The organism is Lentzea sp. NPDC042327, from assembly GCF_040647275.1.
Classification (GTDB): domain Bacteria; phylum Actinomycetota; class Actinomycetes; order Mycobacteriales; family Pseudonocardiaceae; genus Lentzea.
In genome coordinates, this window is the sequence record NZ_JBEZBX010000002.1 from 424480 (window position 1) to 438287 (window position 13808).

Here is a 13808-nt window from a genome sequence, read left to right on the forward strand (position 1 = left end):
GGTGCTGGCACGTCAACGGCAAGCGGTGATCCTGGAAGAGGTCAGGCGGACGGGAGCGGTGCGCGTCAGCGACCTGGTCGTCCGCCTCGGCGTCTCCGACATGACCGTGCGCCGCGACCTCGACGTGCTCGCCTCCCGCGGACTGGTGGAGAAGGTCTACGGCGGCGCCACCACGGTGGTCGGCCGCTCGACCGACGAGCCCGGGTTCGAGGCGAAGTCGGTCCGGCAGCTGCCGGAGAAGGAAGCGATCGCGGCCCAGGCCGCGGGCCTCGTGCGGCCGGGGACCGCCATCGGCCTGTCCGCGGGCACCACGACGTGGACGTTGGCCAGGTTCCTCGACGACATCCCCGACCTGACGGTCGTCACGAACTCGATCCGGGTCGCGGACGTGCTGCAGCAGAGCGGGCGCACCGACCGCACGGTGGTGCTCACCGGTGGCGTGCGCACGCCGTCCGACGCGCTGGTCGGCCCGGTGGCCGTGCAGGCGCTGCGGTCGCTGCACCTGGACGTGGTGTTCCTGGGCGTGCACGGCATGGCCGAGCGCTCCGGCTTCACCACCCCGAACCTGAACGAGAGCGAGACGGACCGCGCGCTGGTCGACGCCGCGGGCCGGGTCGTGGTGGTCGCCGACCACACCAAGTGGGGCACCGTGGGCATCTCCACGATTGCCGATCTCGACGAGGCGGACGTGCTGGTGACCGACGAGGGTCTGCCGGACGCCGCGCGCGCAGTGCTCGCCGAGCAGGTGGGCGAGATGGTGCTGGCCCATGTACCGGGAAGTGGCGAGGAGTTGGCGTGAGGCGTACCGCGGGGAAGCTGGCGGACGGCCGGGAGATCATCTACTTCGACGACAGCGCTGAGGCACCACCGCGGGTCGCGGCGGACACGCGGGACCTGCCCGCGACCCAGCCGATGTCCGAGGTGCGGCTGGACCCGTTGACCCGCGAGTGGGTCGCCATGGCGGCCCACCGGCAGACGCGGACCTACAAGCCGCCGGCCGACCTGTGCCCGCTGTGCCCGTCGACACCGGGGCGGCCCACCGAGATCCCCGAGGCCGACTACGACGTCGTCGTGTTCGAGAACCGGTTCCCGTCGCTGGCGCAGAACGTGCCGGACGTGCCGTCCACTGTGGATGGCGAGGAGCTGTTCGTGCGCGCGCCGGGGCGTGGGCGGTGCGAGGTCGTGTGCTTCACCTCGGACCACGGCAAGTCGTTCGGCGAGCTGTCCGAGTCGCGCGTGCGGACCGTCGTCGACGCGTGGGCGGACCGCGTCGCCTTCTTGTCAACGTTGCCAGGGGTCGAGCAGGTCTTCCCGTTCGAGAACCGCGGCGAAGAGATCGGCGTGACGCTCTCGCACCCGCACGGGCAGATCTACGCCTACCCGTTCGTGACGCCGCGGACCGAGCGGATGCTCTCGGCGGCGCTGGACTACCACGAGCAGCACGGGCGGCCGTTGTTCGGCGACGTGCTGGAGGCGGAGCTCCGCGCGGGCACGCGGGTGGTGGAGGAGTCGGCGCACTGGGTGGCGTTCGTGCCCGCCGCGGCGCGGTGGCCGGTCGAGGTCGTGCTGGCACCCCGCCGCCAGGTGCCCGACCTGGCCGCTCTGTCCTCTGTGGAGCGTGACGACCTGGCCGCGCTGTACCTGAAGGTGCTGCACCGCCTGGACGCGCTCTACGACCGGCCGCTGCCCTACATCGCGGCCTGGCACCAGGCGCCGGTGAACGCCGGTCGCGCGGAGATGTGGCTGCACCTCCAGGTGTTCTCGGTGCTGCGGACCAAGGACAAGCTGAAGTACCTCGCCGGCTCCGAGTCCGGCGAGGCGGTGTGGATCAACGACGTGACGCCGGAGCAGATCGCGGAGCGGCTGCGCGCGCTCTGAGGAACCCTCACGGACCTCAAAGGCTGGTTTAAGGCTGCTCTCAGGACGGCACCCGACACTATGGGTATGACCGAGAGCAACGAGCCAGCGCAGCAGCCGGACGAGTCCCGCTCCGTGCCGCCGACCGCCGGTCACCCCGACTCCGGTGCGCGGGAGCAGGGCCCGCAGCCGCCGGAACCCGGCCAGCCGGATCCTTTGCAGGGGGGATCCGGCCAGGCCGGGACAACTTCTCCACCGGCCCAGCCGCAGGTGCACGCACCTGACGCGGGCCAGGCGCAGCTCGGCGGGTCCGGACCCGGCCGGCAGCAGTTCCCGCCCACCGGGTCCGGCCAACTTCCCCCGGCGCACCCGCTGGGGCTGGGGAGCACCACCGCGCAGTTCGACACCCCCGGTCAGCCGGGTCCGTTCAGCCCTCCCGGTCAGCACGGCCAACCCGGTGAGCACGGTCAGCCGGGCCAGCCGGGTCCGTTCGGCCCGCCCGGTGAGCCCGGTCAGCCCGGGACCGGTGCCTTCTACCTCCCGCCCGGCTACCAGTCGTCGGTGCCGAACCGCCCGAAGGGCCGCGGCAAGGTCGTGGCCGGTGTGGCGGCGTTGATGCTGCTGGTCGGCGGTGCCTCCGGCGGTGTCGGCGGCTACCTCGGGTACACGTTCGCCAACGAGTCGTCCGCGGTGAGCTCGCTCGACACCCCGCGCCCCGCCTCGCAGACGAGCAACGCGGCCCCCGGCTCGGTCGAGGAGGTCGCGGCGAAGATGCTGCAGTCCGTCGTGCAGATCCAGGTCGTCACGCGGTCCGGTGCCGGCGAGGGCTCCGGGTTCGTGATCTCCAGCAACGGTCAGGTCGTGACGAACAACCACGTCATCGAGGGCGCGGCGAGCGGCGGCAGCATCAAGGTCGTCTTCCAGGACGGCAAGACCGCCACCGCCAAGATCCTCGGCCGCGACCCCAGCTCCGACATCGCCGTGATCCAGGCCGACGGCGTCTCCGGCGCCCCGGTCGTGCAGCTCGGCAACTCCGGTGACCTGAAGATCGGTCAGAGCGTCGTCGCCATCGGCTCGCCGTTCGAGCTGTCCGGCACCGTCACGTCCGGCATCGTCAGCTCGCTCAACCGGCCGGTCTCCGCCGGCGGCGACGCCCGCAACTCGCAGGCCACCGTGCTGAACGCCATCCAGACCGACGCCGCGATCAACCCCGGCAACTCCGGCGGCCCGCTGGTGAACATGCAGGGCCAGGTCGTCGGCATCAACAGCGCCATCTACAGCCCGAACTCCGCGGGCGGCCAGGCCGGTTCGGTCGGCATCGGCTTCGCCATCCCGATGGACCAGGCCCGCCGCACGATCGACGAGATCGTGAAGACCGGCAAGCCCAAGCAGACCGTGCTCGGCGTCGAGGTCCGCGAGGCCCAGGACGGCGGTGCCCAGATCAGCAAGGTCACCTCCGGCGGTGCCGCGGAGCAGGCCGGCCTGAAGGAGGGCGACGTCATCACCAAGTTCGGCGACCGCCGCATCGACAGCTCGGACACCCTCGTGGCCGCCGTCCGCTCCAAGGCGCCCGGCGACAAGGTGACCGTGACGCTGTCGGACGGCAAGACCGTGGAAGCCACCCTCGGCGGAGTCGAGGTGGGGTAGGTCGGGGGCACGCCCGGCTCGGACAACCGCCCGTCCGAGCCGGGCGTGACGACCCGGAGGCCACATCTGCACGCACCTGCCCCGCGCGCAGATGTGGCCCCCTTTTTTCAGGTCACGCGGGAGTCCCGCGTGCCCCACAGGGGAACGCGGGACTCCCGCGTGACCTGATTACGGAGTGCTGACGGGTGCGGGTGACGGGGTCGTTCGTGGCCTAGCGTGGTGACGTGGTGGAACGGGTGCTGGTCGTCGAGGACGACACGACGGTGCGGGACGTGGTGCGCCGGTACCTCGAACACGCCGGGTACGAGGTGGAGCTCGCCGGCGACGGGGAACAGGCGTTGCGGGTGCTCGCCGTGCGGGAACCGGACATCGTGGTGCTGGACCTGATGCTGCCCGGCATCGACGGCCTCGAGGTGTGCAGGCGGATCCGCGAGCGCGGGGCGACACCGGTGGTGATGCTGACGGCGCTGGGCGAGGAGGAGGACCGGATCGCCGGGCTGCAGATCGGCGCGGACGACTACGTCACGAAGCCGTTCAGCCCGCGCGAGCTGGCGTTGCGCGTGAGCTCGGTGCTGCGAAGGGCCAACCGCGCCTACGAACCGCGCACGGTCCGCGACGGCGACCTCGTGCTCGACCTGGCCGCGCACACGGCGACGTTGAACGGCATGCCGTTGCAGCTGACGACCCGCGAGTTCGACCTGCTGGCGTTCTTCATCGGCAACGCCGGCCGCGCGTTCGGCCGCGCCGAGCTGCTGGAACGCGTGTGGGGCTGGCAGTTCGGCGACCAGTCGACCGTGACCGTCCACGTGCGACGGCTGCGGGAGAAGATCGAACAGGACCCGGCACGGCCCGTGCGGCTCAGCACCGTGTGGGGCGTCGGCTACCGGTACGACCCGTGTTCGACCGGCTGAGCCGCGTCTCGCTGACGAGCGCGATGACCGTCATGGTCATCGTGCCGGTCGTGGCGACCATCGCGGGCGTGCTGATGGTCAGCGGTTTCATGTTCACACCGATGCTGACGGCGACCCTGTTGGCGTGCGCGCTGGTGGCCGTCGTGACGGTGCCGTTCTCGATCATGCTGGGCCGCGCCATCGCCCGCCGCAGCGTCTGGGAACGCGAGGCGGAGGCCCAGCGGCGCCAGCTGGTGGCGTGGATCAGCCACGACCTGCGCACGCCCCTGGCGGGCATCAGGGCCATGACGGAGGCGCTGGAGGACGGCGTCGTGTCCGAACCGGGCGAGGTCGCCGTCTACGCGAAGCAGATCGCCCAGGAGGCCGACCACCTGTCGAAGATGGTGGACGACCTGTTCGAGCTCTCCCGCATCACCGCGGGCGCCCTGAAGCTCACGCTGCACGACGTGCGCCTGGCCGACGTGGTGAGCGACGTCGTGGCCGCCTCCGCTCCGGTGGCCGCGCTGAGGGGCGTGGAACTGCGCGCCGACGCCCGTGAATGGCCGGTCGTCCGCGGCACCGAACCGGAGCTGATGCGGGTCGTGCGCAACCTCGTGTCGAATGCGATCCGCCACACCCCGCAGGGCGAGGCGGTGGCCGTGCAGGTCGATGTGGACGGACCCGACGCGGTGGTGCGGGTCGACGACGCGTGCGGCGGCATCCCCGCCGACGTGCTGCCGCAGGTCTTCGACGTGGGCTTCCGCGGCGCCGTCCACCGCAACCCGGTGGGCGCGGGCCTGGGCCTCGCGATCGCCCGCGGCCTCGTCGACGCCCACCACGGCCGCATCGGCGTCGAGAACCACGGTCCTGGCTGCCGCTTCGAAGTCCGACTCCCGCTACGGTGATCGGTATGGAACGCAGCGCGCAGCGCCTTGGCCGCGCTTTGGTCGTGATCGTGGACGACCGGGTGGCGCACGGCGAGCAGGACGACAGCTCCGGCCCCCTCGTCACCGAACTCCTGGAAGAAGCCGGCTTCATCGTCGACGGCACCGTCGCCGTCGAGGGCGAGGTCGTCGACATCAGGGCCGCCCTCAACACCGCCGTCATCGGCGGCGTCGACCTGGTGGTCACCGTCGGCGGCACGGGCGTCTCACCCCGCGACGTCGCCCCCGACGCCACGCAGGGCGTGCTCGACCGCCCCATCCACGGCATCGCGGAAGCCCTCCGGGCCTCCGGCCTGGCCGCAGGAGCGGTCGACGCGGGCATCTCGCGCGGCCTCGCCGGCGTGTCGGGCAGCACGCTGGTCGTCAACCTGGCCGGGTCGCGCTCCGCGGTCCGCGACGGCATGGCGACCTTGTCGTCGCTGGTGCCCTACGTGATCGAACAGCTGTCCGGGCTCGACGAAGAGTGAAGTAGCAGTGGCGGAGCAGGGAACACGGGCAGCCGATGACGGCGACGACGCGGACCGGCGTCGGCGGCGGCGTCGGCTGGCCGAGGTGTTCGGGGACGTGCTGCCGGAGACCACGTCGGACGAGCGCGGGGAGACCGGCGGGGACTCCGAGGTCTGGTACCGGGAGAACCGGCCGCCGCACCACGGCGGTTGAGGCCGGGGCGCCTCGGCGCTCCGGCCGGTGAACGCAGCGCGTCCCGCCCTCGCACCGCACCCCGCCCGACCTCGGTACCCGAACCACCGGCGGGTGCGCTGAACCAGCGCCGCCTCGCCCGCACGGCGCTCGCCCCCGCACGGCGCTTGCCCCCGCACGGCGCGTGAGAGGTGGGTGGGCCGGCCGCCGTCGGGACGGCGGCCGGTGGGGACTCAGATCGCCGGGTCGCGGCGGTCGCGGACGGGAGTGGTCGGCGGCTGGCTGGCCTGGGCGGCCAGGAGGTCGCGGATCTCCTTGAGCAGTTCGACGTCGGTGGGCTCGGCCGGGCCGCTCTCCTCGCCCCTCTTGCGGCGCTCCTGGATCTTCTTGATCGGCAGCACCAGCACGAAGTAGACGACCGCGGCCACGATCAGGAAGTTGATGACGGCGTTGATGAACGAGCTCAGGTCGATGAAGGTCGAGTCCTTCAGCGCCTGGGTGTCGGTGCGCAGGGAGAAACCGAGGCCCTTGGTCTCCGCGCCGCCGAACACGTTGATCAGCGGCTTGATGATGCTCGTGGTGAACGCGGTGACGATCGCGGTGAACGCCGTGCCGATGACCACGGCCACGGCCAGGTCGACGACGTTCCCGCGCATCAGGAAGTCCTTGAAACCCTTCAGCATCAGCGGAGAGTAACGGCTAAGGCGTGCTCCAGTGATGCCGCGGCCACGCGCGTCGCGTTTCGTCTCGGCAACGTCAGGACGACGACCTGGCCCCTCGTCTCGCGGACGGAGGCGTCCGAGGCGAGGACCTCGCCCTCCGCGGACACGACGTCCACGCGGTCCTGCACCCGCACCACGGCGGCGAGCTCCTGGTCAGCGACGCGGACGGCCACGGAGGCGAGGTCGGGTGGACCGGTCGCGAGGGCGAAGTCCGTCAGCGGGACGCCCGCGCGGGTCGGGGTGGACAGGGTGCGACCGATCACCGCACCGGGTGAGGGGAACGACCCCGGTAGTGGGACGGACAGCGGCTGCACGCGGACGTCGGAGGGGCCGAGCGGCACGCCGGCGGGCAGGTCGCGGGTCGCGACGACCGCGGGGTGGCCCACGTCGGGCCAGAAGAACGTCGAGAGCGCCAGCAGGGTCAGCCCGAGCGCCAGGAGACGGCGCCAGAACGGCGGGACACCGCGGCGGAGCAGCGAGCGGAGGCGGTCGGACGGGGTCGGGGACAGCGTCATGCCCTCGACGGTAGGACCGGCGAGGGCATGACGGAGGTGTCGAGCCGCGAGGTTGTGGACAACTCGCGATCTTCAGGAGGCCGCGGCCGCCGGGGAGCTCGTCGAGGACTTCGCGGAGTTCGAGGAGGACGCCGTGGACGACGACGACGAAGACTCCGTGGACGAGGTCGAGGTCGACGAGGCGGCGGGGGCCTTGGTCGACGAACGGCTGTCCGTGCGGTAGAAACCGCTGCCCTTGAAGACCACACCGACGGCACCGAACAGCTTGCGCAGCTTGCCCGAGCACTCCGGGCACTCGGTGAGGGAGGCGTCGCTGAACGACTGCACCGCCTCGAACCGGTGCTCACACGCGGTGCAGGCGTACTGGTACGTAGGCACTGGGTTCGCTCCTAGATCTGGCACTCGACCGTTGTGAGTGCCAACACGATTTTCGCCCAGGACCTTCCCCGAGCGCAAACACCACAGGTCAACGTCACAGCCAGCGCAGGCCCGCGGCGGGCGTCAGCACGCCGTTCATCCGCACGTCGTGGGGTTCCGCGGGCACCGACTCCAGCACCTCCGCATCCCTCACCACGGCCACCAGCGGCGCGGTGACCAGCGGCAACGACCGGTCGTAGTGCCCCTTGCCCTTCCCGAGCCGCACCCCGTCCACCGACACCGCGAGCGCGGGCACGAGCACCAGCGCGGCTCCAGCGATCGCCGAGGCGCCGAGCCGGGGCCCGGTGGGTTCGAGCAGCCGCAACGCCGCCGGGGCGAGGTCGGCGGGACCGGTGTGGACCGCCCAGTCGAGCGGCGAGTCACCCGTCACGACCGGCAGCAGCACCCGGCACCGCAACCCGTCGAGCCACGAGGCGTCACCGGGCTCCGACCCGACCGGCAGGAACGCGCACACGGTCTGATCGGGCCCCACCTCCAGCCGGGCCACGTGCGCGGCCAGCGCGGCGGCCTCACGGGCGCGCACGTCGGCGGGCACCGCGCGGCGCTGCGCCAGCAACCGCGAACGCAGGGTGGCCTTCCGGTCACGAAGATCGGACGTCATGGTGGGTATCCCCCGGTATGTCGTTAGCATCGCAGCCCATGAGCAGCGCTTTCCACACCGCCATCGTGCCCGCGGCCGGCCTGGGCACTCGCTTCCTCCCCACGACCAAGGCCGTGCCGAAGGAGTTGCTGCCGCTCGTCGACACCCCCGCCATCGAGTACGTGGCCAGGGAGGCGGCCGGTGCGGGTGCCACCAGGCTCGTGATCGTGACCTCGCCGGAGAAGGCGTCGGTCGCCAACTACTTCGACGAGAACCCCGAGCTCGAGCAGACGCTCGCCGACCGCGGCAAGCCCGAGCTCGTCGAGAAGATCCGGCGTGCCCCTCAGCTGATCAAGGCCGAGACCGCGATCCAGGAGCAGGCCCTGGGCCTCGGCCACGCGGTCGGCTGCGCAGAGGCCAACCTGACCGGTGAGGACGAGGCCGTCGCGGTGCTGCTGCCCGACGACATCATCCTGCCCACGGACGCGCTCAAGAAGATGGCACAGGTGCGCGAGGAGAAGGGCGGCAGCGTCCTGCTGGCGTTCGACATCCCGCGCGAGCAGATCTCCGCGTACGGCGTGTTCGACGTCCGCGACACCGGCTCCGACGACGTCAAGCAGGTCGTCGGCATGGTCGAGAAGCCGAAGCCGGAGGAGGCGCCCTCGACGTTCGCCGCCGCCGGGCGCTACCTGCTCGACCGGGCGATCTTCGACGCGCTCAAGCGCATCACCCCCGGTGCGGGCGGCGAGCTGCAGCTCACCGACGCCATCGCGCTGCTGATCAACGAGGGGCACCCGGTGCACGTCGTGGTCCACCGCGGTGGGCGACACGACCTCGGCAATCCCGCGGGATTCCTGCGGGCTGCGGTTGACTTCGCACTCAACACCCCGGAGTACGGACCCGACCTGCGCGAGTGGTTGCGGGAACGCCTCGACAAATCCTGATCAACACCATTCTGGGCGCGAGGACCAATCACATGAGGTCAGTGGACGAGCAGCTCGCCCGGGTGATCGCGGCCGCGGTGCGGCCCGCGCCGGTGCGGGTGGCGATCTCCGAGTCGCAGGGCCTGCTCTGCGCCGAAGAGGTCGTGGCGGAACGCGCGTTGCCCGGTTTCGACCAGGCGGCGGTGGACGGGTACGCGGTGCGCAGCGTGGACGTGTCCGGTGCGAACGCGGACCCGGTGCAGCTGCCGGTCGTGGGGGAGATCCCCGCGGGCTCCCGGCAGCCGCGCAGGCTGCAACCCGGCCAGGCGGTGCGGGTCGCGACCGGTGCGCCGCTGCCCACGCTGGCCGACGCGGTGGTGCCGCTGGGCTACACCGACGGCCACCACGCCAAGGTCACCGTCAACCGCAGCGTGCCCTCCGCCGGGTTCGTCCGCCGCACCGGTGAGGACGTGCAGACCGGTGACGTCGCGGTGCGCCGCGGCGCGTCCATCGGGGCCGCCCAGGTGGGCCTGCTGGCCGCCGTCGGCCGCAACAAGGTGCTCGTCCACCCGCGCCCGCGGGTGTCGGTGATCTCGCTCGGCGAGGAGCTCGTCGACGTCGACCGCACGCCCGGCCAGGGCCAGGTCTACGACGTGAACTCGTACGCGCTGGCCGCCGCCGCCCGCGACGCGGGAGCCGAGGTCAGCCGGGTCGGCATCACGTCGGCCGACCCGCGCCGGCTGCGCGAGGTCGTCGAGGGCCGGCTGCTGCTGTCCGAGATCGTCGTCATCGCCGGTGGCGTGGGCGGCGCGATCGGCGACGAGGTCAGGGCGGCGCTGTCGGAGCTGGGCGACATGGACGTCACCCGCGTCGCCATGCACCCCGGCTCCGCGCAGGGCTTCGGCCGGCTCGGACCGGACGCGGTGCCGACGTTCCTGCTGCCGGCGAACCCGATGAGCGCGCTGGTCGTGTTCGAGGTGCTGGTCAGGCCGCTGATCAGGGCCGCGCTCGGCAAGAAGAACCCGTACCGCCGCGCGGTGTCGGCCCGCCTGCTGTCACCGCTGCAGTCGACGAAGGGCCGCCGCGGATTCCTGCGCGGCCAGCTGCTGCGCGACGCCGACAACGGCGAGTACCTGGTGCAGCCGCTGGGCACCTCCGGGTCGCACCTGCTCGCCTCCCTCGCCGAGGCGAACTGCCTGGTCATGGTCGACGAGGACGTCACGGACGTCTCCGCCGGCGAGGAAGTGCGGGTCAGCTTCCTGGCCCAGAGGAGTTGATGAGCGCCTTCGCCGATCTCGGACGGCACCCCGGCTGGCCCGTCCGGCTGGGGCCTCTCGACGTGCGCGCGGGAACCGTCGTTCTGCGCGGCCCGCGGCTCTTCGACGGCGCGCGGTGGTCGCGGCTGCGCATCCGCGACCGCGAGTACCTGGAGCAGTGGGAACCGACCGCCGTGGAGGGCTGGGACGAGCGCAACGCCGTGCTCTCCTGGCCCGCCCAGTGGTCGACGCTGCGCTCCACGGCCCGGCGCGGCACCACCCTGCCGTTCATGATCCTCGTCAACGGCGAGGTGGCCGGCCAGATCACCGTCGGCAACATCGTCCGCGGAGCACTGCGCTCGGCCTGGATCGGCTACTGGGTGGCCGCCGACCGGGCGGGCGGCGGCGTCGCGACGGCCGCCGTGGCGTTGCTCACGGACCACGCCTTCCGCGGGGCTGGTCTGCACCGCCTCGAAGCGACCGTCCGGCCCGAGAACGGGCCCTCCTTACGGGTGCTCGCCAAGTCCGGGTACCGCGAGGAAGGCCTCCTCAAGCGTTATCTGGATGTTGCCGGGCAGTGGCGTGACCACCTCTGCCTGGCCCTCACGGCCGAAGAGGTCCCTGATGGCCTAGTGCGCCGTTTGGTCGCACGCGGAGAGGCCCGTCTTCCCTGACATCCGCTTCCGTTCGTCCTAATCGCTTCACCCGAAAGTGGGTGATACACCACACTTTGGTACGCACCGCGCTCGGCGAGCCTCCGACACAGGTGTGACTGTTGTGACTAGCGTGGTGACAGCACCACGCGTGGGCCGGGGGAGGTGAACGGGGAATGCCGAGTTCGCTGATCATCGTTGCGCTGGTAGTGGCGTGGCTGGTCGTCCTCGTCCCCATGGTGGCCCGCAAGCGCCAGGAGAGTGCGCGCAGCGTGGGGGAGGAGTACGACGCCATGCCCGACGCCGAGTACGACGACATCCACGACATCGACGACGACTACTTCGACGAGGAGGAGTACGTCGAACGCCCGTTCCGGCGTGGCCGCGGTGGCTACGACCCGGAGACCGCCGCGCTGGTCGCGCAGGCGAAGTACGCGTTCCGCCGCAGAGTCGTGGCGTTCCTGCTGGTCGCCGCCGTGGCGACCGGTGTGGTCGCCGGCGTCTTCTGGACGCCGCTCTGGTACGCCCACGCGGGCCTCGACCTCCTGCTGGCCGGCTACCTGACGTACCTGCGCCGCCAGGTGCGGATCGAGGAGGAGATCCGCGCCCGCCGGCTCGCCCGCCTGCAACAGGTCCGCCGCCGCCGTGCGACGGGCCCGCAGCAGCAGACCCCGGCCGTCGAGGCGGACGCGCCGGTGGTCGTCGAGGCGCTGGAGACCACCGAGGTCGAGGTCGTCGACGTCGCCGAGGTGGCCGACGACCTCCCGGCGCTGCCGCCGTTGCCGCGCTACGAGCACCACGTGCTCCCGGGCACGATCCCGGTCGACTCCGACGACGAGGACCCGGTGTTCGTCGAGCTCGACGGAGTGGAGTCGCTGCGGTACCGGGGCGCTGTCGGGGCATAGGAGGGGGGTGGTGAAACACCTCTTTCCGCCCTGCTATAGTTCTCTCGTAACACCGCAAGGGGCTGTAGCACAGTTGGTAGCGCGTCTCGTTCGCATCGAGAAGGTCAGGGGTTCGATTCCCCTCAGCTCCACGCAAGAAGAAGTCCGGTGGTCACCACGACCACCGGACTTCTTCTTTTTGTCCTGAATGGACGTTCGGTCCACTGGGCCTTTTGAGTGACACGGGTAACACCGGATGCGGGGCTTCGCGATGTGACGGCCATGACCGCCGCACGCGCCCTCTGGCGACAACTGCCGAAGAACCCCCGCATCCTCCTGGTCGCCATCACGGCCGTGTCCCTGATGGTCGTCGCGAGCTGTGGGCAGGAACCCGCCGACCTCGCCGGTTCCACGTCCACGTCGAACACGACGACGACCACGACCACCACCACGACGACGACCACGACGACGCCGCCGCCGGTGACCGTCGCGTCCGTTGTGGACGGTCGCACGGTGGCGTTGTCGGACGGCAGCAAGGTGGTCGTCGCCGGGCTGGCCGTGCCCGGCGAGTGCTGGGCGGCGGCGTCGGCCGAGTTCGCGACCAAGACCTTGGTCGGCAAGCCGGTGAAGGTGTCGGGGCTGCGGCTGCTCCTGTCCGACGGCAACGACTACTCGGTGCTCGCCGTGAGCCAGGGCGCCGCGCGGGCGCTGGCCGAGGCCGACACGGCCGTCCAGCAGGCGCAGGCGGTCGCGAAGCAGGCCGCGCTGGGGTTCTGGGGCCCGTCGTGCGGCGGCCTGGACGTGAAGCCCGCTCCGCAACCCGTTGTCCCGCAACCGGTCGCCCCGCAGCCCGTGGCGCCCCAGCCCGTCGCACCCCAGCCGCAGCCGCAACCCCAGCCGCAGCCGGCGCCCGCTCCCGCGTACTACGCGAACTGCGCAGCGGCCAGGGCGGCCGGCGCGGCGCCGCTCTACCGCGGCCAGCCGGGTTACCGGTCCGCACTCGACCGGGACAACGACGGCGTGGCGTGCGAATAGCGCAAGGACACGGGCGTCCACAGGCGTAATGCCCGCGGCCTTTTCGCCTATACAACGGTCATAGCCCCCGATCCGGAAAGGCCGTGCCCGTGAGTGACACGCCGCAGGACAAGGTCACCGTCATCTCGCCGGATGCCCTCGCGCAGATGAAGCCGTTCCCGCTGCACGGCGACGAAGGGCTGCAGAACCGCATGCTGTGGAGGTCACCCACCGGCGACACGGTCGTCGGCCTGATCCAGATGGCACCGGGCGCACGGGACGCCGGCCACGTCCACCCGACGGCCGCGCAGCACACGTGGGTCGTCGACGGCACGGTCAGCATCGGCGGCGTCGAGGCCACGGCCGGTTCCTACGCCGTCGTCCCGCCCGGTGTCGACCACGAGACGGTCGCGGGTGACCAGCCGGTGACGATGTTCTACGTCTTCCAGCCGTTCGCGCCGAAGCACGACCACGGGCACTGACCCGTCCGGTGTGGACTCGGAACCCTGAGTCACCTGCGGTACAACGTTTCCGGGCTCACCCGCCCGTGGGGTGAAGCTGGTCGGCGAACGCGCCGGTCGGGGCTAGGTTGGTCTCATGGAATCGGTGGTCGCCGCCTTATTACTCGGGGCCGCCACCTCCGGCGGGTCACCGGCGTCAGCCACGACCCCGCACGCGAGGTGAGCGGCCGCCCACCCCACGGTCGTGCCCGGCGCGACGGCGGTCGAGGCGCGGGTGCTGGTCGGTAGCACGGCCGGCGAGCCCGTCGTCCTCCGCGCCGCCCTCGCCGCCCGCACCCACGGCCCTGCACCGCGACTCGCGGGCCGGGGGACGGGAACCGAGCCC

General features: G+C 71.7%; 17 protein-coding genes and 1 tRNA gene. 14 read left to right on the plus strand and 4 right to left on the minus strand.

Annotated features, from left to right (window positions below):
- Position 1: 1 nt before the first annotated feature.
- The 7 genes from AB0A63_RS05870 to AB0A63_RS05900 all read left to right on the plus strand — a co-directional run bounded on the left by AB0A63_RS05870 (position 2) and on the right by AB0A63_RS05900 (position 5998).
- Positions 2 to 799 (plus strand): DeoR/GlpR family DNA-binding transcription regulator, encoded by a 798-nt coding sequence (locus AB0A63_RS05870; protein ID WP_360385779.1) that lies wholly within the window; start codon positions 2 to 4, stop codon positions 797 to 799.
- Positions 796 to 1878 (plus strand): galactose-1-phosphate uridylyltransferase, encoded by a 1083-nt coding sequence (galT, locus tag AB0A63_RS05875; protein WP_360385781.1) that lies wholly within the window; start codon positions 796 to 798, stop codon positions 1876 to 1878. The genes AB0A63_RS05870 and galT overlap by 4 nt, the downstream gene beginning before the upstream one ends.
- Positions 1879 to 1944: 66 nt before the next feature.
- Positions 1945 to 3504: a trypsin-like peptidase domain-containing protein gene (locus tag AB0A63_RS05880; protein ID WP_360385783.1), complete on the plus strand. Its 1560-nt coding sequence runs from the start codon at positions 1945 to 1947 to the stop codon at positions 3502 to 3504.
- A 224-nt stretch (positions 3505 to 3728) separates the two neighbouring features.
- A complete protein-coding gene (locus AB0A63_RS05885; protein WP_360385785.1) occupies positions 3729 to 4415 on the plus strand; it encodes a response regulator transcription factor in 687 nt (228 codons plus the stop codon).
- 23 nt (positions 4416 to 4438) lie between these two features.
- A complete protein-coding gene (locus AB0A63_RS05890; protein ID WP_360386657.1) occupies positions 4439 to 5299 on the plus strand; it encodes a HAMP domain-containing sensor histidine kinase in 861 nt (286 codons plus the stop codon).
- Between the two features lie 5 nt (positions 5300 to 5304).
- Positions 5305 to 5805 carry a molybdenum cofactor biosynthesis protein B gene (locus AB0A63_RS05895; protein ID WP_360385787.1) on the plus strand — a complete coding sequence of 167 codons (501 nt, stop codon included), beginning with the start codon at positions 5305 to 5307 and terminating at the stop codon, positions 5803 to 5805.
- Positions 5806 to 5812: 7 nt separating this feature from the next.
- Positions 5813 to 5998 carry a hypothetical protein gene (locus tag AB0A63_RS05900; protein ID WP_360385789.1) on the plus strand — a complete coding sequence of 62 codons (186 nt, stop codon included), beginning with the start codon at positions 5813 to 5815 and terminating at the stop codon, positions 5996 to 5998.
- 212 nt (positions 5999 to 6210) lie between these two features.
- Here AB0A63_RS05900 and mscL read toward each other — a convergent pair whose 3' ends face one another.
- The 4 genes from mscL to AB0A63_RS05920 form a co-directional block, all read right to left on the minus strand.
- On the minus strand, positions 6211 to 6660 hold the full coding sequence (gene mscL / locus AB0A63_RS05905; RefSeq protein WP_360385791.1) for a large-conductance mechanosensitive channel protein MscL: 450 nt from the start codon (positions 6658 to 6660) through the stop codon (positions 6211 to 6213).
- Complete coding sequence (locus AB0A63_RS05910; RefSeq protein ID WP_360385793.1) at positions 6660 to 7214, minus strand: SAF domain-containing protein; 555 nt, start codon at positions 7212 to 7214, stop codon at positions 6660 to 6662. The genes mscL and AB0A63_RS05910 overlap by 1 nt, the downstream gene beginning before the upstream one ends.
- Positions 7215 to 7286: 72 nt before the next feature.
- Positions 7287 to 7592, minus strand: a complete 306-nt coding sequence (locus tag AB0A63_RS05915) for an FmdB family zinc ribbon protein (RefSeq protein ID WP_360385795.1) — start codon at positions 7590 to 7592, stop codon at positions 7287 to 7289.
- Between the two features lie 94 nt (positions 7593 to 7686).
- Positions 7687 to 8253 carry a 5-formyltetrahydrofolate cyclo-ligase gene (locus AB0A63_RS05920; RefSeq protein WP_360385797.1) on the minus strand — a complete coding sequence of 189 codons (567 nt, stop codon included), beginning with the start codon at positions 8251 to 8253 and terminating at the stop codon, positions 7687 to 7689.
- Positions 8254 to 8291: 38 nt separating this feature from the next.
- Between AB0A63_RS05920 and AB0A63_RS05925 the strand changes: the two genes are divergently transcribed.
- The 7 genes from AB0A63_RS05925 to AB0A63_RS05955 all read left to right on the plus strand — a co-directional run bounded on the left by AB0A63_RS05925 (position 8292) and on the right by AB0A63_RS05955 (position 13444).
- The gene (locus tag AB0A63_RS05925) at positions 8292 to 9176 is read left to right on the plus strand and encodes a UTP--glucose-1-phosphate uridylyltransferase (RefSeq protein ID WP_360385799.1); all 885 of its coding nucleotides are present in this window, start codon (positions 8292 to 8294) and stop codon (positions 9174 to 9176) included.
- A 32-nt stretch (positions 9177 to 9208) separates the two neighbouring features.
- Positions 9209 to 10432, plus strand: a complete 1224-nt coding sequence (gene glp / locus AB0A63_RS05930; RefSeq protein WP_360385801.1) for a gephyrin-like molybdotransferase Glp — start codon at positions 9209 to 9211, stop codon at positions 10430 to 10432.
- Positions 10432 to 11085, plus strand: coding sequence for a GNAT family protein (locus AB0A63_RS05935; protein ID WP_360385803.1), 654 nt, complete (start codon positions 10432 to 10434; stop codon positions 11083 to 11085). Before glp ends, AB0A63_RS05935 begins: the two co-directional genes overlap by 1 nt.
- 155 nt (positions 11086 to 11240) lie before the next feature.
- A complete protein-coding gene (gene glpR, locus AB0A63_RS05940) occupies positions 11241 to 11969 on the plus strand; it encodes a gephyrin-like molybdotransferase receptor GlpR (RefSeq protein WP_360385805.1) in 729 nt (242 codons plus the stop codon).
- A 58-nt stretch (positions 11970 to 12027) separates the two neighbouring features.
- A tRNA-Ala gene (locus AB0A63_RS05945) sits at positions 12028 to 12100 on the plus strand.
- 130 nt (positions 12101 to 12230) lie between these two features.
- A complete protein-coding gene (locus AB0A63_RS05950; protein ID WP_360385807.1) occupies positions 12231 to 12983 on the plus strand; it encodes an excalibur calcium-binding domain-containing protein in 753 nt (250 codons plus the stop codon).
- Between the two features lie 89 nt (positions 12984 to 13072).
- A complete protein-coding gene (locus AB0A63_RS05955; protein WP_360385809.1) occupies positions 13073 to 13444 on the plus strand; it encodes a cupin domain-containing protein in 372 nt (123 codons plus the stop codon).
- Positions 13445 to 13808: the final 364 nt, after the last annotated feature.

Bases quoted from the DNA above. Each gene is read 5' to 3' on its own strand.
- AB0A63_RS05950 (WP_360385807.1), top strand. From the start codon at position 12,231: ATGACCGCCGCACGCGCCCTCTGGCGACAACTGCCGAAGAACCCCCGC.
- AB0A63_RS05880 (WP_360385783.1), top strand. From the start codon at position 1,945: ATGACCGAGAGCAACGAGCCAGCGCAGCAGCCGGACGAGTCCCGCTCC.
- AB0A63_RS05925 (WP_360385799.1), top strand. From the start codon at position 8,292: ATGAGCAGCGCTTTCCACACCGCCATCGTGCCCGCGGCCGGCCTGGGC.
- AB0A63_RS05920 (WP_360385797.1), bottom strand. From the start codon at position 8,253: ATGACGTCCGATCTTCGTGACCGGAAGGCCACCCTGCGTTCGCGGTTG.
- glpR (WP_360385805.1), top strand. From the start codon at position 11,241: ATGCCGAGTTCGCTGATCATCGTTGCGCTGGTAGTGGCGTGGCTGGTC.
- mscL (WP_360385791.1), bottom strand. From the start codon at position 6,660: ATGCTGAAGGGTTTCAAGGACTTCCTGATGCGCGGGAACGTCGTCGAC.
- AB0A63_RS05895 (WP_360385787.1), top strand. From the start codon at position 5,305: ATGGAACGCAGCGCGCAGCGCCTTGGCCGCGCTTTGGTCGTGATCGTG.
- AB0A63_RS05910 (WP_360385793.1), bottom strand. From the start codon at position 7,214: ATGACGCTGTCCCCGACCCCGTCCGACCGCCTCCGCTCGCTGCTCCGC.
- AB0A63_RS05890 (WP_360386657.1), top strand. From the start codon at position 4,439: ATGACCGTCATGGTCATCGTGCCGGTCGTGGCGACCATCGCGGGCGTG.
- glp (WP_360385801.1), top strand. From the start codon at position 9,209: ATGAGGTCAGTGGACGAGCAGCTCGCCCGGGTGATCGCGGCCGCGGTG.
- AB0A63_RS05935 (WP_360385803.1), top strand. From the start codon at position 10,432: ATGAGCGCCTTCGCCGATCTCGGACGGCACCCCGGCTGGCCCGTCCGG.